Source organism: Pseudomonas sp. KSR10 (genome assembly GCF_022355455.1).
GTDB lineage: Bacteria > Pseudomonadota > Gammaproteobacteria > Pseudomonadales > Pseudomonadaceae > Stutzerimonas > Stutzerimonas stutzeri_E.
In genome coordinates, this window is sequence record NZ_JAKOEN010000011.1 from 398820 (window position 1) to 416144 (window position 17325).

At 58.8% G+C, this 17325-nt stretch carries 18 protein-coding genes; 10 read left to right on the forward strand and 8 right to left on the reverse strand.

The annotated features are described in order from the left end of the window. The first annotated feature begins 150 nt into the window (after positions 1 to 150). From trpE to trpC, 4 genes are read left to right on the forward strand one after another with little or no spacing between them, the layout of a single operon-like run. Positions 151 to 1635, forward strand: a complete 1485-nt coding sequence (gene trpE, locus MCB86_RS05700; protein ID WP_045160556.1) for an anthranilate synthase component I — start codon at positions 151 to 153, stop codon at positions 1633 to 1635. A gap of 2 nt (positions 1636 to 1637) precedes the next feature. Further along, on the forward strand, positions 1638 to 2231 hold the full coding sequence (locus MCB86_RS05705) for an aminodeoxychorismate/anthranilate synthase component II (protein WP_045160557.1): 594 nt from the start codon (positions 1638 to 1640) through the stop codon (positions 2229 to 2231). Beyond that, positions 2231 to 3277, forward strand: a complete 1047-nt coding sequence (gene trpD, locus MCB86_RS05710; RefSeq protein WP_045160558.1) for an anthranilate phosphoribosyltransferase — start codon at positions 2231 to 2233, stop codon at positions 3275 to 3277. The genes MCB86_RS05705 and trpD overlap by 1 nt, the downstream gene beginning before the upstream one ends. Then, a complete protein-coding gene (gene trpC / locus MCB86_RS05715; RefSeq protein WP_045160559.1) occupies positions 3274 to 4107 on the forward strand; it encodes an indole-3-glycerol phosphate synthase TrpC in 834 nt (277 codons plus the stop codon). Before trpD ends, trpC begins: the two co-directional genes overlap by 4 nt. Before the next feature lie 55 nt (positions 4108 to 4162). On the opposite strand, the gene crp is transcribed toward trpC, so the two are convergent. After that, positions 4163 to 4807 carry a cAMP-activated global transcriptional regulator CRP gene (gene crp, locus MCB86_RS05720; RefSeq protein WP_045160560.1) on the reverse strand — a complete coding sequence of 215 codons (645 nt, stop codon included), beginning with the start codon at positions 4805 to 4807 and terminating at the stop codon, positions 4163 to 4165. A gap of 217 nt (positions 4808 to 5024) precedes the next feature. Between crp and MCB86_RS05725 the strand changes: the two genes are divergently transcribed. Further along, positions 5025 to 5447, forward strand: coding sequence for an OsmC family protein (locus tag MCB86_RS05725; protein ID WP_045160561.1), 423 nt, complete (start codon positions 5025 to 5027; stop codon positions 5445 to 5447). Between the two features lie 267 nt (positions 5448 to 5714). Further along, the gene (gene speD / locus MCB86_RS05730) at positions 5715 to 6515 is read left to right on the forward strand and encodes an adenosylmethionine decarboxylase (RefSeq protein ID WP_045160582.1); all 801 of its coding nucleotides are present in this window, start codon (positions 5715 to 5717) and stop codon (positions 6513 to 6515) included. Between the two features lie 44 nt (positions 6516 to 6559). Here speD and coq7 read toward each other — a convergent pair whose 3' ends face one another. Both coq7 and MCB86_RS05740 read right to left on the reverse strand, forming a co-directional pair. Continuing rightward, complete coding sequence (coq7, locus tag MCB86_RS05735) at positions 6560 to 7207, reverse strand: 2-polyprenyl-3-methyl-6-methoxy-1,4-benzoquinone monooxygenase (RefSeq protein WP_239610260.1); 648 nt, start codon at positions 7205 to 7207, stop codon at positions 6560 to 6562. A 62-nt stretch (positions 7208 to 7269) separates the two neighbouring features. Continuing rightward, positions 7270 to 7611, reverse strand: a complete 342-nt coding sequence (locus MCB86_RS05740) for a histidine triad nucleotide-binding protein (protein WP_025240292.1) — start codon at positions 7609 to 7611, stop codon at positions 7270 to 7272. 81 nt (positions 7612 to 7692) lie between these two features. Between MCB86_RS05740 and MCB86_RS05745 the strand changes: the two genes are divergently transcribed. Further along, the gene (locus MCB86_RS05745; protein WP_239610261.1) at positions 7693 to 9168 is read left to right on the forward strand and encodes an AAA family ATPase; all 1476 of its coding nucleotides are present in this window, start codon (positions 7693 to 7695) and stop codon (positions 9166 to 9168) included. Positions 9169 to 9184: 16 nt separating this feature from the next. Here the strand turns inward: MCB86_RS05745 and MCB86_RS05750 are convergent, their stop codons facing one another. The 3 genes from MCB86_RS05750 to hemJ all read right to left on the reverse strand — a co-directional run bounded on the left by MCB86_RS05750 (position 9185) and on the right by hemJ (position 11652). Next, positions 9185 to 10120 (reverse strand): DUF805 domain-containing protein, encoded by a 936-nt coding sequence (locus MCB86_RS05750; protein ID WP_239610262.1) that lies wholly within the window; start codon positions 10118 to 10120, stop codon positions 9185 to 9187. Positions 10121 to 10228: 108 nt separating this feature from the next. Next, a complete protein-coding gene (locus MCB86_RS05755; RefSeq protein ID WP_239610263.1) occupies positions 10229 to 11203 on the reverse strand; it encodes a nitronate monooxygenase family protein in 975 nt (324 codons plus the stop codon). A 20-nt stretch (positions 11204 to 11223) separates the two neighbouring features. Further along, a complete protein-coding gene (hemJ, locus tag MCB86_RS05760) occupies positions 11224 to 11652 on the reverse strand; it encodes a protoporphyrinogen oxidase HemJ (RefSeq protein WP_045160566.1) in 429 nt (142 codons plus the stop codon). 135 nt (positions 11653 to 11787) lie between these two features. Between hemJ and argC the strand changes: the two genes are divergently transcribed. Next, positions 11788 to 12822 (forward strand): N-acetyl-gamma-glutamyl-phosphate reductase, encoded by a 1035-nt coding sequence (gene argC, locus MCB86_RS05765; protein ID WP_239610264.1) that lies wholly within the window; start codon positions 11788 to 11790, stop codon positions 12820 to 12822. A gap of 142 nt (positions 12823 to 12964) precedes the next feature. Further along, a complete protein-coding gene (gene erpA / locus MCB86_RS05770; RefSeq protein ID WP_014851496.1) occupies positions 12965 to 13315 on the forward strand; it encodes an iron-sulfur cluster insertion protein ErpA in 351 nt (116 codons plus the stop codon). Positions 13316 to 13399: 84 nt separating this feature from the next. Here the strand turns inward: erpA and MCB86_RS05775 are convergent, their stop codons facing one another. After that, positions 13400 to 14491 (reverse strand): anhydro-N-acetylmuramic acid kinase, encoded by a 1092-nt coding sequence (locus tag MCB86_RS05775; RefSeq protein ID WP_239610265.1) that lies wholly within the window; start codon positions 14489 to 14491, stop codon positions 13400 to 13402. Beyond that, positions 14491 to 15897 carry a peptidoglycan DD-metalloendopeptidase family protein gene (locus MCB86_RS05780; protein ID WP_239610278.1) on the reverse strand — a complete coding sequence of 469 codons (1407 nt, stop codon included), beginning with the start codon at positions 15895 to 15897 and terminating at the stop codon, positions 14491 to 14493. The genes MCB86_RS05775 and MCB86_RS05780 overlap by 1 nt, the downstream gene beginning before the upstream one ends. Before the next feature lie 185 nt (positions 15898 to 16082). Here MCB86_RS05780 and tyrS point away from each other — a divergent pair, with 185 nt between their 5' ends. Beyond that, a complete protein-coding gene (gene tyrS, locus MCB86_RS05785) occupies positions 16083 to 17288 on the forward strand; it encodes a tyrosine--tRNA ligase (protein ID WP_045160569.1) in 1206 nt (401 codons plus the stop codon). The last annotated feature ends 37 nt before the right edge of the window (positions 17289 to 17325 follow it).

Consider the following 17325-nt stretch of genomic DNA (forward strand, 5'->3'; position numbering starts at 1 on the left):
CGAGATCAGATCGTGGTGGTCACCCGCAAACAATGGATGAATGTCATCAAGGCCCTGGCCCGTTGGCGCTGGCGCGCCTGATATTTCCTGCCGGCTCGGCCGGTACGTTTGCAATCGACCCAAGTAGCTCCCTCCGACCACGAGGCTGATATGACCCGCGAAGAATTCCTGCGCTTGGCCGCCGAAGGCCACAATCGCATTCCCCTGTCGTTCGAAACCCTCGCCGACTTCGACACGCCGCTCACGCTGTATCTCAAGCTCGCCGACGCGCCCAATTCCTACCTGCTCGAGTCCGTGCAAGGCGGTGAGAAGTGGGGCCGTTATTCGATCATCGGCCTGCCGTGCCGCACCGTGCTGCGTGTGCATGACCACCGCATCAGCGTCACCACCGATGGGGCCGAGACCGAGGCCTGCGAGGTCGAGGATCCGCTGGCATTCGTCGAGGCGTTCCAGCAGCGCTACCGCGTCGCGCCGGTCGAAGGGCTGCCGCGGTTCAACGGTGGTTTGGTGGGCTATTTCGGATACGACAGCGTCCGCTATGTCGAGCGCAAGCTGGCGAACTGCCCCAATCCCGATCCGCTGGGCACGCCAGATATCCTGCTGATGGTCTCCGATGCTGTGGTTGTGTTCGACAATCTGGCCGGCAAGCTGCACTGCATCGTGCTGGTCGATCCGGAGCAGCCCGACGCCTACGAGACGGGGCAGGCGAAACTGCAAGCGCTTCGCGAGAAGCTGCGTCAGTCGATCAGGCCGCGCCTGGGGTTGGATTTTGAAAAGGGCGGCGGCGCCGAGCCGACCTTCCGCTCCAGTTTCAGCCGCGAAGATTATGAGCAGGCGGTCAACCGCATCAAGGACTACATACTCGCGGGCGATTGCATGCAGGTAGTGATCTCCCAGCGCATGTCGATCCCCTTCAAGGCAGCGCCGATCGACCTCTACCGCGCACTGCGCTGCTTCAACCCGACGCCTTACATGTACTTTTTCAACTTTGGCGATTTCCACGTGGTGGGCTCGTCACCCGAGGTGCTGGTGCGTGTCGAGGAAGGGCTAGTCACCGTCCGGCCGATCGCCGGTACCCGTCCGCGCGGGGCTAACGAAGAGGCTGATCTTGCGCTGGAGCAGGATCTGCTCAGCGACGCCAAGGAGCTGGCCGAGCACCTGATGCTGATCGATCTGGGGCGCAACGATGTCGGTCGGGTGGCCGAGACTGGCTCGGTGCGGCTGACCGAGAAGATGGTCATCGAGCGCTATTCGAACGTCATGCACATCGTGTCTAACGTCACCGGCCAGCTCAAGGCGCCATTGACCGCCATGGATGCGCTGCGTGCGATCCTGCCGGCGGGCACCTTGTCCGGCGCGCCGAAGATTCGTGCCATGGAAATCATCGACGAGCTGGAGCCGGTCAAGCGCGGCGTATACGGCGGCGCAGTCGGCTATCTGGCTTGGAACGGCAACATGGACACTGCCATCGCCATCCGCACGGCGGTCATCAAGGACGGTGAACTCCATGTGCAGGCCGGCGCCGGTATCGTGGCCGACTCCCAGCCCGCGCTGGAGTGGGAAGAAACGCTCAATAAACGCCGCGCCATGTTCCGTGCGGTGGCGCTGGCCGAACACGACCAGCAGGAGAACTGATCATGCTGCTGATGCTCGATAACTACGATTCCTTCACCTACAACGTCGTGCAGTATCTCGGCGAGCTGGGCGCAGATGTCAAAGTGGTGCGCAACGACGAGTTGAGCGTTGCCGAAATCGAAGCCCTGAACCCTGAACGTATCGTCGTCTCGCCCGGCCCCTGCACGCCGAACGAGGCGGGCGTCTCGTTGGAATTGATCCGTCATTTCGCCGGCAAGCTGCCGATCCTCGGCGTATGCCTTGGCCATCAAAGCATCGGCCAGGCCTTTGGTGGCGATGTGGTTCGCGCGCGGCTGGTCATGCATGGCAAGACCAGCCCGGTCTTTCATCACGACCTTGGCGTATTCGCCGGCCTGAACAACCCGCTCACGGTGACGCGCTACCACTCGCTAGTGGTCAAGCGAGAAACGTTGCCGGCCTGTCTGGAATTAACGGCCTGGACGCAGCACGCCGACGGCAGCGTCGACGAAATCATGGGACTGCGGCACAAGACGCTGAATGTCGAGGGGGTGCAGTTTCACCCCGAATCCATCCTGACCGAGCAGGGACACGAGCTGTTCGCCAATTTTCTGAAGCAAACCGGAGGCGTGCGCTGATGGACATCAAGGAAGCCCTCAACCGCATCGTTGGTCAGCTGGATCTGAGCACCGATGAAATGAAAGCGGTGATGCGTCAGATCATGACCGGCCAGTGCACCGATGCGCAGATCGGCGCGTTCCTCATGGGCATGCGTATGAAGAGCGAGACCATCGACGAGATCGTCGGTGCGGTACAGGTGATGCGGGAGCTCGCCGAGCCGGTGCATTTCGATACCCATCGCCTGGTGGACACCTGTGGCACCGGCGGCGACGGCATGAATATCTTCAACGTCTCCACTGCCGCGGCCTTTGTCGTCGCGGCCGCCGGCGGCAAGGTCGCCAAGCACGGTAATCGCGCAGTCTCAGGCAAGAGCGGCAGCGCCGATCTGCTGGAGGCGGCGGGGGTTAATCTGGACCTGACGCCTGAGCAGGTGGCACGCAGCGTCGATGCCGTGGGCGTGGGCTTTATGTTTGCCCCGGCGCATCACGGCGCGATGAAACACGCCGCTGGGCCCCGGCGCGAGCTGGGGCTGCGTACCTTGTTTAACATCCTCGGCCCGATGTCCAACCCGGCGGGCGTCAAACATCAGGTGCTGGGCGTGTTCAGCAAGGAGCTTTGCCGTCCGATGGCCGAAGTGCTCTCGCGTCTGGGCAGCCAGCATGTGCTGGTGGTGCATGCCCAGGACGGGCTGGACGAAATCAGCCTGGCTGCGCCGACCTACGTGGCCGAGCTGAACAAGGGCGAAATCAGTGAGTACCGCATCCAGCCGGAGGACTTTGGCATCAAGAGCCAGAGCCTGATCGGCCTCAACGTCGACAACGCCCAGGGCTCGTTGGAGCTGATTCGAGACGCGCTGGGCCGTCGCAAGACCGAGAATGGTCAGAAGGCGGCGGATATGATCGTACTGAACGCCGGCGCTGCGCTTTACGCCGCCGATGTGGCCAGCAGCCTGAAGCAGGGCGTCGAGATCGCCCATGACGCGTTGCACACCGGCCTTGCACGGGACAAGTTCGAGGAGCTGGTGTCCTTTACCGTGGTGTTCAAGCAGGAGAAGGCGCAATGAGCGTGCCGACGGTTCTGGAAAAGATCATCACGCGCAAACGCGAGGAAGTCAGCGAGCGCCGTGGCCGCATCGGTCTGGCCGAGCTGGAACAGCGAGCGGCTGCGGCGGATCCGGTTCGTGGTTTCGCCCGCAGCTTGCAGGAGCAGGTACGCAACAAGCAGCCCGCGGTCATCGCCGAGGTGAAGAAAGCTTCGCCCAGCAAGGGTGTGCTGCGCGAAGACTTCGTGCCCGCCGACATCGCCAGGAGCTACGAGGCGGGCGGCGCGACCTGTCTTTCGGTACTGACCGACATCGATTTCTTCCAGGGCGCCGATGAATACCTGCAGCAGGCCCGCGCCGCCTGCAAGCTGCCAGTGATTCGTAAGGATTTCATGGTCGATCCCTATCAGGTGATCGAGGCCAGGGCGCTGGGCGCCGACTGCATTCTGCTGATCGTCGCTGCGCTGGAAGACGCGCAGATGGCCGAGCTGGCCGACGTGGCGAAGGCTCAGGGGCTCGATGTGCTGGTAGAGGTGCATGACGGCGCAGAGCTGGAGCGGGCCTTGCGCCTGGAGACGCCCTTGCTCGGAATCAACAACCGTAACCTGCACACCTTCGAACTCAGCTTGGAAACGACGCTGGATCTGCTGCCACGCATTCCCCGGGATCGCTTGGTAGTGACCGAGAGCGGGATCCTTCATCGTGCCGATGTGGAGTTGATGGAGATCAACCAGGTCTACGCGTTTCTGGTGGGTGAGGCCTTCATGCGTGCCGAGCAACCCGGCGTCGAGCTGCAGCGCTTGTTTTTCCCTGAGCGCGCCCGTCCGCGGCTGGCTGGCGATCCGGACTGATCGAAATTGAAAAAGCCGGCAAATTGCCGGCTTTTTCAATGGTGCAGACTCGATATCAGCGAGTTCCGAACACCACCATGGTTTTGCCCTTCACATGTACCAGGCCTTGAGATTCCAGGCTTTTGAGTACACGGCCGACCATTTCCCTCGAACACCCGACGATACGGCCTATTTCCTGACGGGTGATCTTGATCTGCATGCCGTCCGGATGGGTCATCGCGTCCGGCTGCTTACAGAGGTCGAGCAGAGTGCGGGCTACCCGGCCGGTCACATCGAGAAATGCCAGGTCGCCGACCTTGCGCGTGGTATTGCGCAAACGTTCGGCCATTTGACTGCCGAGCGCATAAAGGATGTCGGGATCCTGCTGTGTCAGTTCACGGAACTTGGCGTAGCTCAGTTCGGCGACTTCGCACTCGGTCTTGGCGCGGACCCAGGCACTGCGCTCTTTCTCTGAACCTTCCTTTTCGAATAGCCCCATCTCTCCGAAGAAGTCTCCGGAGTTGAGATAGGCAATGATCATTTCTCGGCCGTCATCATCCTCGATCAGGATGGTGACCGAGCCTTTGACGATAAAGAAGAGCGTTTCGCAGCGATCGCCTGCATAGATGATCGTGCTCTTGGCTGTATAGCGCCGACGATGGCAATGCGCGAGTAGTTTGTCGATGTTCTTAATCTTGGGCGTGAGTGTAATAGCGACCATGCTGTAGTCCCGGAAGATGTGTCCAATAGAAGGCAGTTCTTATTATGTATGACTGAGTTCTGTAATCAGGCTGAGGGAGCTTAACAGACCGGTCCGTGTCGACAACAAAACTGCGACACGAATATCAACTTCAAAGCATTCATTTCGTCGGATTGCACCCTCCAGTCGCATTCGATGGTCATGCTAAGCTGCGCTCCTTTTTAACCGGAGTCTATCGATGAAAGCGCGCATTCAGTGGGCCGGCGAAGCGATGTTTCTTGGCGAGTCGGGCAGTGGTCATGTCGTGGTGATGGACGGTCCGCCGGAAAACGGCGGGCGCAATCTCGGTGTTCGCCCAATGGAAATGCTCTTGCTGGGGCTCGGTGGTTGCAGCAACTTCGATGTGGTAAGCATCCTCAAGAAGTCCCGTCAGGCGGTGGAAAGCTGCGAAGCCTTTCTTGAGGCGGAGCGGGCCAGCGAGGATCCCAAGGTATTCACCAAGATCCATCTGCACTTTGTCGTCAAGGGCCGCGCCTTGAAGGACGCTCAGGTCAAGCGGGCTGTAGAGCTTTCGGCCGAGAAGTACTGCTCCGCCTCGATCATGCTTGGGCGAGCAGGCGTGGCAATTACCCATGACTATGAGATTGTCGAGCTGGGCTGAGTAGCTCGGGTAAAAGCCGCTAGCGCTCAGGCTCGGTGCGTCGAGGCTAAATGTAGGCACCAAAGCCAGTGATCGACGCTCTTAGCACTGGAACCTGGCGTCATCAATCTGCATAATGCGCGCCCCGTTTTTAACGGGGCCGTTTCATTAGAACAGCACAGCCACGGTCGCAAATGCGAAGAGGTGTATACGGTCCTACGCAGGTACAGCGTATCTGACGGGCATGCTCAATCACGCGGTGAGCCGCATCAAAGAGAGTCTCCAATGGTGAAAAGCAAACTCAAGCTCCACGGGTTCAACAACCTGACGAAGTCCTTGAGCTTCAATATCTACGACATCTGCTATGCCGAAACCCAGGAAGATCAGCAGGCGTACGTAGAGTACATCGACGAACAGTATGACGCGGAGCGGCTGACGCAGATTCTGACCGATGTTGTGGATATCATTGGTGCGAATATTCTCAATATTGCTCGGCAGGATTACGAACCGCAGGGCGCGAGCGTCACCATTCTCATCTCGGAACAGCCTGTTACGCCGACCGATAGCCAGATTGAAGAATCGCCCGGTCCTCTGCCCGATACGATTCTGGCGCACTTGGACAAGAGCCATATCACGGTTCACACCTACCCCGAGATTCATCCCGTCGAAGGCATTGCAACCTTCCGCGTGGATATCGATGTATCGACTTGTGGCGTTATCTCGCCGCTAAAGGCGCTCAATTATCTGATTCATCAATTCGATTCGGATATCGTCACCGTCGATTATCGCGTTCGCGGTTTCACCCGTGATGTGGAAGGCAAGAAGCACTTCATCGATCATGAAATCAATTCGATTCAGAACTATCTGTCCGATGACACGCGGTCGGCCTATCAGATGACCGATGTAAACGTTTATCAGGAGAACCTCTTCCACACCAAGATGCTGCTGAAGGAATTCGAGCTGGAGAATTATCTGTTCGGTGACGCCACCAGTAATCTCTCTGCGGAGCAGCGTGAGCAAGTGGAAGACCGTCTGCGCCACGAGATGCTGGAGATCTTCTACGCGCGCAATATGCCGGGTAAACCGTAAGAAATAGAAGGGCGCCCATACGGCGCCCTTTTCGTTCCCGCTGGTTAGATCCGGTAGGTGGTTTTCGTCATCACCTTGGCCATTAGACTCATGCCAAATTTGATCGGTGCCGGAAACCGCAAGCCACCGGCATCGAGGGCAGCGGTCGAGTGCTGGGCCTCGTCGGTGCGCATTTGCTCGAGAATGGCCCGCGACTTCTCGTCGCCAGGTGGAATCTGCTGCAGATGTTCATCGAGATGCTTGCAGACCTGATCTTCGGTCGCGGCAACGAAGCCCAGACTGATGCGGTCACTGATCAGCCCGGCGGCAGCGCCGATGCCGAACGACAACCCGTAGAAGACCGGATTGAGCACGCTGGTATGGCTACCTAGTTGGTGGATGCGCTGTTCGCACCAGGCCAGATGATCGATCTCTTCGTCGGCGGCTTGCTCCATCGCCTCGCGAACCTTCGGCAAGCGTGCCGTCAGTGCCTGCCCCTGATACAGCGCCTGTGCGCAGACCTCGCCGGTATGATTGATGCGCATAAGGCCCGCTACGTGACGCGCTTCGCTGTCGCTCAGATCGGTCTCGTTCTTCAATACTGCGGGCGTCGGCCGGTGAGGCTGGCCGCTGAACGGCAGCAGGGTTCTTAACGCGGCATCGGCCTGCATCAGCAGGCGGTCGGCGGGAGAGTATTCGCGTCGGTTGGGCATGTCGCCTCCAGTGTTTCGGAGCAGCCATGGGGCTGCGCTGTACGTCTCGAGTGGGTTGTCGATCAGCCCGGTGGCCAATGCATCTGACGCTGGCCGAGCACATGCATATGTATGTGGTAGACCGTCTGGCCACCCAGGTCGTTGCAGTTCATGACGACCCGGAAGCCTTCCTGGCAGCCTTGCTGTTCAGCGAGGCGCTGGGCGGTGAAGAGGATGTGGCCAGCGAGCGCCTTGTCGTCTTCTTCGCTCAGGTCGTGGAGGGTCGCGATGTGCTTCTTCGGGATGACTAGAAAATGCACCGGTGCCTGGGGTGCGATGTCGTTGAATGCGATGACTTGATCGTCTTCATATATCTTCTGTGCGGGGATGTCCCCGGCCACGATCTTGCAGAACAGACAATCCATGGCGTTTCTCCAGCAAGTGGAACGATCAATCAGTGTAACAGGCCAATTTGAGCCCGGTCAGCCTGCACAGGGGGATAGGGAATGAAGAACGATATTCGTGATCTGGTGTTGGTGCTTGAATCAAGGTTCAGGTTGGTAGTAATCGAGTCCTGGGACGAACGGCGGGTACTGGAAACCTTGACTGGGTTGGCCGTCAGTCGTGGCCTGGTGATGTACGTCTGGTCCGCGACGGAAGGGCTCAGGCATTTGTCGTTTGGCGGCGAGGCGTTGGACGCGGGTGAGAGCTGCGCAGCCGAGGTCGCGCTGAAGCAGGTCAAGCATGATCCGCTTGGCAATCTCTACGTTTTCTGCGACCTGCATCCGTTTCTCGATGAGCCGCGTCTGGTGCGGCTGTTGAAGGAGATCGCGATGACGCAAGAGCCGTCGGCACCGACGCTGGTGCTGGTCTCCCATGCACTCAAGCTGCCGGCGGAGGTCCAGCGATATGCGGCACGGTTCAGTCTGACGCTGCCGTCTGAGGAAGAGTTGCTGGGCATCGTGCGCGATGAGGCGACCCGCTGGAGTGAGCGCAATCGCGGTGCCCGGGTGCGTACCGACAATCGCACGCTGCAACAGGTGTTGAAGAATTTGCGCGGCCTTAGCCATGCCGAGGCCCGCAGCTTGGCGCATAGCCTGATTTGCGACGACGGGGCGATCACTCAGGACGATTTGCCGGAGCTCAACCGCAAGAAATTCGAGCTGCTGGATATGGAGGGCGTGCTCGGTTTCGAATACGAAACGGCGCGGTTCGCCGATGTCGGTGGTTTGCAAAATTTCAAGCGGTGGCTGGGCGAGCGTCAGGGCGCCTTTCTTGCCGGCAGCCGCACGGACATGCCGCGCGGCGTAATGCTGGTTGGCGTGCAGGGAGGCGGCAAGAGCATGGCGGCCAAGGCGGTGGCCGGGCTGTGGGGCTTGCCGTTGCTGCGCCTGGATTTTGCCTGCCTATACAACAAATTCTTCGGAGAGACCGAGCGCAACCTGCGCGAGGCCCTGAAGCTGGCCGAGCAGATGGCGCCGTGCGTGCTGTGGATGGATGAGTTGGAAAAGGGCCTCGCCACGGGCGAAATGGATGGCGGTGTCAGTCAGCGCGTATTGGGTACCTTGCTCACCTGGATGGCCGAGCGTGATGCGCCAGTGTTCATGGTGGCAACCGCCAACGCGGTCGATCGTCTGCCGCCGGAATTGGTGCGCAAGGGCCGCTTCGATGAATTATTTTTCGTTGACTTGCCCGACGAATCGACCCGCGCCGAAATTTTCCGCATTCACCTGGCTCGGCGTGAGCTGAGCGCCGATAGCTTCGATCTGTCAGCACTGGCTGGCGCATGTGATGGCTTCTCCGGCGCAGAGATCGAGCAGGTAGTAGTGGCGGCTGTTTATGCCGGACAAGCTCAATTACGTGAGCCGGACCAGGCGATGCTGCTGGAATGCATCAGAGCGACCTCGCCGCTCTCGGTTGTGATGGCGGAAAAGCTGGACGCTTTGCGAGGCTGGGCTTCTGGGCGCGCGGTGCTGGCCTGATAAGCGCTCGCTTCTATTACGTTTGCTGATATGCCGGCAGGGCAATAGCGGCCAGGATGCCAATGACGGGCACGAGTAGCCAGAGCGAGGCGAGAATTTTTACCGCTCTACTGTTTGGTGGTTGCGGCGGGCCGAAGCGATTCATGCCGTCGTTGCCCGGCATCAGCAGCATTGCCAGTGAAAATAGATTGCCGACTATCGGTACCAGATTGAGCAGTATGAGCCAGCCGGACCACCCGATATCATGCAGACGCTGCACGCAGATTTGTGTGCTGATGAACAGGAAGCCCAGGCCAACAACTCCGATGAGTATCCATCCGAGTATCTCGGAAACGGCTGACGCCATGCTTGCAACGAGGAATAACCCGAGCACTGCGGCCATCAGCGCCATTGACCATGCGAGGTAGCGCAAGCGCCCAATCCGGCCCTGTACGGTAAAGACCTTGAGCTCGCCGTACTCCGGTGTCGGTTCGCCGACCTGAGCTCGGGGTGGGGCATAGGGTTGTGCCGCAGCGAGAATTTCGCCCTGTTTTAATGCTTCGGCCTGCTGCGCCTGGCGTGCCAAATACTTCTGAATAACTACACCACAGCTTCCGCACTGGATGGCGGTTGGCTGCGAATGCCCGCACTTGGGACATTCCATCTGATCGGCAGTCGTTGAGGGCTGGCTTGACAATGTCGATGCGTCGTCAATGAGGCTCAGCGTTAAACCTTTGCTTGCCTCCGGCTCCTTGCGGGCCCGCGCTCCAGCACGTAGCAACGCCTCCAGGTATCGATCGGCTTCGAGCGCACTCAGATTTCGCTTGATATTGACCGAGCCGCGACTGAAGAGACGTTCGACCTTGTCGGCGTCGCTCTTGAACAGTCTGGCCAGGTTACTCTTGACGGTGTCGGCTGACATTCCTGGTTCGAGCTCGCCATCGAAGACGATTCGGTAATGGTCGGCACTCATGCAACATCCTTGTTCCCGGGGGATTAGCTAAAGCCTAAAGCGCTGCTGTGCCGCCAACAAGTTGCAGCGGAGAGCTGGGCATGGCGGTGATGCGAAATGAGATGCGCGTCACGGTTGCCGCAGCCAGCGTTGTGAGAGCTGTGCGGCTTGACCATGGGCGGCCCGGTATTCGCGATCCAGGCGGGCGATCAGCTCTTCGGCGCCCGGTAGATCATGTATCTCGCCCACGCCCTGCCCAGCCGACCAGACGGTCTTCCATGCCTTTGCCTCATCACTGACAGGTTTGAGTTTTTCCGCGTAGTTCATTTTCCCCGTGCCGTTCAGGCGCGCTTCGTCGTAGCCAGCCTGTTGCAGACTCTGGCGCAGAAAGCTCGCCGGCACGCCTGAAACTGCGGCGGTGTGGACGATATCCGCTGCGTGGGCCTGCAGCAGCATTTGTTTATATTCATCCGAGGCCTGGCTCTCGCGGGTGGCGATGAAACGCGTCCCCATGTAGGCGAGATCCGCGCCCAGCAGCTGCGCTGCGAATATTTCGTGGCCGTGGTTGAGGCAGCCTGAGAGCAGCAACGTTTTGTCGAAGAACTGACGAATTTCGGCAATCAACGCAAACGGACTCCAGGTGCCTGCGTGGCCACCAGCGCCGGCGGCAACTGCGATCAGACCGTCGACCCCGGCTTCGGCGGCCTTTTCCGCGTGCCGGCGTGTGGTGACGTCGTGAAAGACCAGGCCGCCGTAGCCATGGACGGCGTCTACCACTTCCTTCACGGCGCCAAGACTGGTGATGACGATTGGGACCTGCTGCTCAACGCAGATCGCAAGATCTGCCTGTAGGCGGGGATTGCTGTGATGCACGATCAGATTGACGGCGTATGGCGCGGCTGCGTGCAGGCCCGACAGCTGCTGGCCTATCTCCAGCAGCCAATCTCGAAGTCCACTGCTTTCCCGCTGATTCAGAGCAGGGAAGCTGCCTACGATGCCGCTACGGCAACATGCGGTAACCAGCGTTGGATTGGACACCAGAAACATCGGCGCGGCGACCAAAGGCAGGCGCAGGCGTTTTTCGAGGAGGGCTGGCAGCGACATGACAGGTTCCTTCAATATGTTCAGAACGGTTTGACGACCACAAGAATGACGATGGCCAGCAGTAGTAACACGGGAAATTCGTTGAACCAGCGGTAGAACACATGGCTGCGGGTGTTCTCGTCGCGCGCGAAGCGCTTCAGTTGCGCGCCGCAAACGTGGTGATAGCCGATCAACAGGACGACCAGCGCCAGTTTGGCGTGTAGCCAACCGCCGCTGCTGAACAATGCGGGGTTCAAAGCGATCATGCCTATCCCGAAAAGCAGCGTGGCGATCATCGAGGGCATCATGATCCCCCGATAGAGCTTGCGCTCCATGACCCTGAATCGCTCGCGACTGGTCGCGTCCTCGCTCATGGCGTGATACACAAACAACCTCGGCAAATAGAACAGCCCGGCGAACCAGCAGACGATCGCAACGATGTGCAGGGCTTTCAGCCAGAGATAGAGCATTCGAGGGTTCCTTGGTTTTCAGAGTCCGACTGATAGTAGAGGCTTGGGGCCCCGCGCGTCATCTAGGTGGTTGGCCCTGGAGGCAGGCACCTTTATCATCAGCGTTCTTTATCGTTTCAATGCGCGAGGCAGCTCATGGTCAAGGTCGGAATCGTTGGCGGCACAGGCTACACCGGGGTTGAACTGCTGCGTCTGTTGGCACAACACCCCCAGGCCGAAGTCGCGGTGATCACGTCTCGTTCCGAGAACGGGGTCAAGGTGACGGATATGTTTCCGAACCTGCGCGGTCATTACGATGAACTGGCCTTTAGCGTGCCGGACACCTCGACGCTGGGCGCCTGCGATGTGGTCTTCTTTGCGACTCCCCATGGCGTTGCCCATGCGCTGGCGGCAGAGCTTTTGGACGCGGGCACTCGAGTCATCGACCTGTCTGCGGACTTCCGTTTGCAGGACGCCGATGAATGGGCTAAGTGGTACGGGCAGCCGCATGGCGCGCCAGGGCTACTGCCAGAGGCCGTATATGGCCTGCCAGAAGTCAACCGCGAGCGGATCAAGGGCGCCCGGCTGATTGCTGTTCCTGGCTGTTATCCGACCGCGACCCAGCTTGGCTACCTACCGCTGCTAGAAAATGGCTTGGCCGATACATCGCGACTGATCGCCGATTGCAAGTCGGGTGTCAGCGGCGCCGGTCGGGCGGCGAAGATAGGGTCTTTGTTCACCGAGGCGGGTGAAAGCATGATGGCTTATGCGGTCAAGGGACATCGCCATCTGCCTGAGATCAGCCAGGGGCTGCGCCGCGCAGCGGGGGGAGACGTCGGGCTAACCTTCGTGCCGCACCTGACGCCAATGATTCGCGGCATCCATGCCACGCTGTACGCGACCGTTGCTGACACCTCTGTGGATTTGCAGGCTCTTTACGAGCAGCGTTACGCCAATGAGCCGTTCGTCGATGTCATGCCGGCAGGCAGCCACCCTGAGACACGTAGCGTGCGTGGCGCCAACATGTGCCGTATCGCGGTTCATCGTCCTCAAGGCGGGGATCTGGTGGTGGTGCTGTCGGTCATCGACAACCTCGTCAAGGGCGCGTCCGGTCAGGCACTGCAGAATATGAACATCGCCTTCGGCCTGGATGAGCGGCTTGGCCTGGCTAACGCGGCGCTGCTGCCCTGAAATGGCGGACGTCAGGCTCGCTGCTCGGAAGAGCACCGCTTCTATGGAATCGGTGTCTGATGAATAGTTGACCAGTTTCGTAGGAGAAGCCGATAATGCGGCGTCAACGCAGTAATGTGCGCTCCCGCGCCAGGAGAACCAAATGAGTGTCGAGTCCTTCACGCCCACCGCGATTCAGTTCAGTCAGGGTGCCGCGAGCAAGGTGAAGAGCCTGGTCGATGAAGAGGGGAATCCGCGGCTGAAGCTGCGCGTCTTCGTTACGGGTGGCGGTTGCTCTGGTTTTCAGTACGGCTTCACCTTCGATGAGGATTTGGCAGAAGATGACACCATCATTGAGCGTGAGGGTGTGAGCCTTGTGGTGGACCCGATGAGCTACCAATATTTGGCTGGCGCTGAAGTCGACTATCAGGAAGGACTGGAAGGGTCTCGCTTCGTCATCAAGAATCCGAATGCCACGACAACTTGTGGTTGCGGTCAGTCCTTCTCGATCTGAAAACGCTTTGCTGAACTGAAACAAGAACACCGCGCCGAGGCGCGGTGTTTTTGTTTGTACTCGTACGCAATGAACATCGCAGATTCAGGCGGGATAGATTGCGCCCAGAACGCGAGGCCCTCGTGCGCCTGTCACGCTAGGTCGGTTGGCAGCGATGCCTTCGAGGCAGCAATGTGCCAGCCAGGCAAAAGCCATGGCTTCTATCCAGTCTGGCTCTACCCCGTACTCTGCGGTGCTGGTCACTTGGCATTCCGGCACTAGCGCTTGCAATCTATGCATCAGCGCAGTGTTGTGCGCGCCGCCGCCGCAAACCAATACTTCCTTTGTCTCGGGTTGGGTGGCAAGCAATGCATCGCAGATACTGCGGGCGGTCAGCTCCAGCAGGGTAGCCTGGACATCTTCTGGGGCAACGCTGGTACACGAGGTGAGGTGGGCATCCAGCCAGGACAGGTTGAACAGCTCTCGTCCCGTGCTCTTCGGTCCTTGGGTGGCGAAGAAGTTGTCGCTGAGAAGTGCTGTGAGTAATCGGGGGTTGACACTGCCGCTTGACGCCCAATCCCCGTTTCGATCGTAGGGACGATTCTGGTGGCGCTGGGTCCAGGCGTCGAGCAGCACATTGCCTGGCCCGCAATCGAAACCACGCGTCGCTTTACCGGGGCAAAGCAGGCTGAGGTTGCTGAATCCACCGATATTGAGCACCGCTCTGGCGCGAGCTGCATCGCTGAACATCGCCTCATGGAACGCTGGTACCAAGGGCGCCCCTTGGCCGCCGGCGGCCATGTCGCGCCGCCGGAAATCAGCTACTACGCTGATGGTTGTCAACTCCGCCAGCAGCGAGGGGTGCCCGATCTGGATAGTGAAGGCGCGTTGCGGCTCATGCCGTACCGTCTGCCCATGGCTGCCTATGGCACGAATGGCTGTTGCGTCGGTCTGCGCCTTGCCGAGCAATTTCTGTATCCCATCGCTTGCCAACTCAGCCCAGGCTTGCTCAGCCATCGCGGCTCGGGCTAGTTCGTCCGGGCCGCTAGAGCACAGGTCGAGCAAGTCTTGCTTCAACTGCGAAGGCATCGGCTCGTAATGCGTGGCAAGCAGGGTCGTCCGCTCGTTCTGCTCGATCAAGGCAAAGTCCAGGCCGTCCAGACTGGTACCTGACATGACCCCGATATAGCGCGGCATTACTCGCCCTTCATGGCCAGCATGGTCGCCCGTTCTTCATCCATGCGCGCCATCAGGGGCTTGCTCAACTGCATGAAGCGCTGTTGTTCGTTTTTTGCAATCGGGTCCGCCATGGGGAGTTTTAGCCCCAGTGGATCGACGTGCACACCGTCGACTTGGAATTCATAGTGCAGGTGCGGGCCGGTGGACAGGCCTGTCGTGCCGATATAGCCGATAATCTGACCTTGTTTGACCGCTGAGCCGTTGCGCACGCCTTTGGCGAAGCCCTGCATATGAGCGTAAAGCGTACGGTAGCGGTTGCCGTGCTGAAGCACCACGGTGTTGCCATATCCGCCCTTGCGGCCCGCTAGGAGCACTTTACCGTCACCGGCGGCCTTGATAGGCGTGCCCCGTGGCGCGGCATAGTCCACACCCTTGTGGGCACGGATCTTGTTCAGGATCGGATGCTTTCGACCGTTTGAAAAGCGTGAGCTGATGCGGGCGAAATCCACTGGCGTGCGAATGAAAGCCTTGCGCATGCTTTTACCATCGGCTGTGTAGTAGCTGCTGCCACCCTGCTTGTTGGTATAGCGAACAGCGGTGTAGCTTTTGCCTCGGTTAGTAAAGCGGGCCGCGAGAATGTTCCCTGTTCCGACTTTCTCACCGGCAACGGTCTTCTGCTCGTAGATGACTTCGAACGAGTCGCCTTTGCGTATATCCATGGCGAAGTCGATGTCGTAACCGAACACGTTGGCTAGATCCATCGTGAGGTTATGGCTGAGGCCTGCGCGCTTGGCGGCAAGAAACAGGCTGCTTTCTATCTGGCCGAAGGCGTAGGCGGTGCTGACGTCCGGCTTGAGTTGTTCTTTCTTGAATACATAGCCTGTGCTAGACCGCTCTAGGTGCACGCTTTCCAGTTTGTTCAGTGGGCTGCGCAGCTGAGCCAGGTTGCCTTGCTCATCCAGTTCGATCTCGAGACGCTGACCAACTTTGAGGTGCGCAAGCTGCTTCGCCTCCTTGCTGCTTGTCAGTACCTCATGGACTGTGGATTGCGGCAGGCCTACTTTTGCGAATACGGTCGATAGCGTATCTCCATTGGCAACGACCACTTCTTTCGAGAGAGGCTTTGCCTCGACGGCTTTTTCTTCGTCTTGTTTCGGCTCGGGCAGCGATACCTGAAACTCAGGCTCGTCAGCGTTTTCGATCGAAGCGAACGGCGTCTCCGAGACATCGCTTACGAGAGGCTCTTCGCTTACGGTTGCGAGCTCTGCGGCGGTATCGAGGCTAAGATCGAGAAAGGTCTTTTTCGCTTCGACTTCTCGGGATGGAAATACAAGAAGTGCCAGGCTCAGAAGCGCAGCTACACCGCTTGCAGCCAGGAGATGGCTCTTCGGGTAGAGAGGGGCTTTCGATTTTGAATAGGTCATTAGATATCTAGAGAATGTCTGGCGATATTTTGTACAGAGAAAATATCTGTCTAAAATATAACCAAAGTGCTGTTGAGGCAACCCTGAATTCCTGTCCCCACCTGTTGGTTCACATTCGCTGCCGTTGAATTTTCCCGGCGTTCTTGTAAGGTTGACCCCCTTTATTTCCTGGTATGGGGCCTCCAATGAAGTCGGTTCAAGAGCAGTTGTCGGTGATCAGGCGGGGCGCTGACGAAGTGCTCGTCGAGGCGGAGTTGGTCAGCAAACTCAATCGCGGCCTTCCACTTCGAATCAAGGCTGGTTTCGATCCAACAGCCCCGGACCTTCATCTTGGGCACACGGTGCTTATTAATAAGCTGCGTCAGTTCCAGGACCTGGGGCATCAAGTTGTCTTCCTTATAGGCGATTTCACCGGGATGATCGGTGACCCGAGCGGCAAGAGCGCAACGCGGCCGCCCTTGACGCGTGAGCAGGTTTTGGAAAACGCAGAAACCTATAAGAACCAGGTATTCAAAATCCTTGATCCGACCAAGACTGAAGTCGCTTTCAACTCATCCTGGATGGATCAGCTGACCCCGTCGGACTTCATTCGTCTCGCCTCGCAGTACACCGTAGCTCGTATGCTGGAGCGAGATGATTTCAGTAAGCGCTACTCGACCAATCAATCTATAGCGATTCACGAATTCCTCTACCCGCTGGTTCAAGGGTATGACTCCGTTGCGCTACGCGCGGACGTGGAGCTTGGTGGGACGGACCAGAAATTCAACCTCCTGATGGGGCGTGAGCTGCAGCGTTCTTATGGGCAAGAGTCTCAATGCATTGTCACCATGCCTCTTCTTGAGGGATTGGACGGTGTGAAGAAGATGTCCAAGTCACTTGGCAACTATGTTGGGATCCAGGAAGCGCCGGGTGTTATGTACAGCAAGCTGGTATCGATCCCGGATGTACTGATGTGGCGTTACTTCGAGTTGTTGAGTTTTCGCGACATGGCTGAAATCGAAGAGTTTCAGGCGGACGTGGCGCGTGGCGCGAATCCGCGCGACATCAAGATCAAGCTCGCCGAGGAGATCGTGGCTCGTTTCCATGGCGAGGAGGCCGCCGCGACAGCTCACCGATCGGCGGGTAATAGAATGAAAGAGGGCGAGCTTCCTGAAGATATTCCCGAGATCGAACTGCAATCTGCCGAAGATATGCCCATCTCTTCGGTGTTGAATCGAGCGGGCCTTGTAAAGAACGCGGCAGTGGCTCGTGATCTGCTGGCCTCGGGCGGGGTTCGGGTGGATGGCGACGTCGTTGATCGAACCTTTATCGTTAGGCTTGGTAGTACGCACGTGTGCCAGGCGGGCAAGAAGTCCTTTGGGCGGGTTTCGCTCAAGGCTGAACAAAACTGAAAACAACCGTTGACGTGGTTTTGTGAGTGCCTATAAT

What these genes read in the sequence shown, in the direction of transcription:
- trpE (WP_045160556.1), top strand. Translation starts at nt 151, where the DNA reads ATGACCCGCGAAGAATTCCTGCGCTTGGCCGCCGAAGGCCACAATCGC.
- MCB86_RS05705 (WP_045160557.1), top strand. Translation starts at nt 1,638, where the DNA reads ATGCTGCTGATGCTCGATAACTACGATTCCTTCACCTACAACGTCGTG.
- trpD (WP_045160558.1), top strand. Translation starts at nt 2,231, where the DNA reads ATGGACATCAAGGAAGCCCTCAACCGCATCGTTGGTCAGCTGGATCTG.
- trpC (WP_045160559.1), top strand. Translation starts at nt 3,274, where the DNA reads ATGAGCGTGCCGACGGTTCTGGAAAAGATCATCACGCGCAAACGCGAG.
- crp (WP_045160560.1), bottom strand. Translation starts at nt 4,807, where the DNA reads ATGGTCGCTATTACACTCACGCCCAAGATTAAGAACATCGACAAACTA.
- MCB86_RS05725 (WP_045160561.1), top strand. Translation starts at nt 5,025, where the DNA reads ATGAAAGCGCGCATTCAGTGGGCCGGCGAAGCGATGTTTCTTGGCGAG.
- coq7 (WP_239610260.1), bottom strand. Translation starts at nt 7,207, where the DNA reads ATGCCCAACCGACGCGAATACTCTCCCGCCGACCGCCTGCTGATGCAG.
- MCB86_RS05740 (WP_025240292.1), bottom strand. Translation starts at nt 7,611, where the DNA reads ATGGATTGTCTGTTCTGCAAGATCGTGGCCGGGGACATCCCCGCACAG.
- MCB86_RS05745 (WP_239610261.1), top strand. Translation starts at nt 7,693, where the DNA reads ATGAAGAACGATATTCGTGATCTGGTGTTGGTGCTTGAATCAAGGTTC.
- MCB86_RS05750 (WP_239610262.1), bottom strand. Translation starts at nt 10,120, where the DNA reads ATGAGTGCCGACCATTACCGAATCGTCTTCGATGGCGAGCTCGAACCA.
- MCB86_RS05755 (WP_239610263.1), bottom strand. Translation starts at nt 11,203, where the DNA reads ATGTCGCTGCCAGCCCTCCTCGAAAAACGCCTGCGCCTGCCTTTGGTC.
- hemJ (WP_045160566.1), bottom strand. Translation starts at nt 11,652, where the DNA reads ATGCTCTATCTCTGGCTGAAAGCCCTGCACATCGTTGCGATCGTCTGC.
- argC (WP_239610264.1), top strand. Translation starts at nt 11,788, where the DNA reads ATGGTCAAGGTCGGAATCGTTGGCGGCACAGGCTACACCGGGGTTGAA.
- erpA (WP_014851496.1), top strand. Translation starts at nt 12,965, where the DNA reads ATGAGTGTCGAGTCCTTCACGCCCACCGCGATTCAGTTCAGTCAGGGT.
- MCB86_RS05775 (WP_239610265.1), bottom strand. Translation starts at nt 14,491, where the DNA reads ATGCCGCGCTATATCGGGGTCATGTCAGGTACCAGTCTGGACGGCCTG.
- MCB86_RS05780 (WP_239610278.1), bottom strand. Translation starts at nt 15,897, where the DNA reads ATGACCTATTCAAAATCGAAAGCCCCTCTCTACCCGAAGAGCCATCTC.
- tyrS (WP_045160569.1), top strand. Translation starts at nt 16,083, where the DNA reads ATGAAGTCGGTTCAAGAGCAGTTGTCGGTGATCAGGCGGGGCGCTGAC.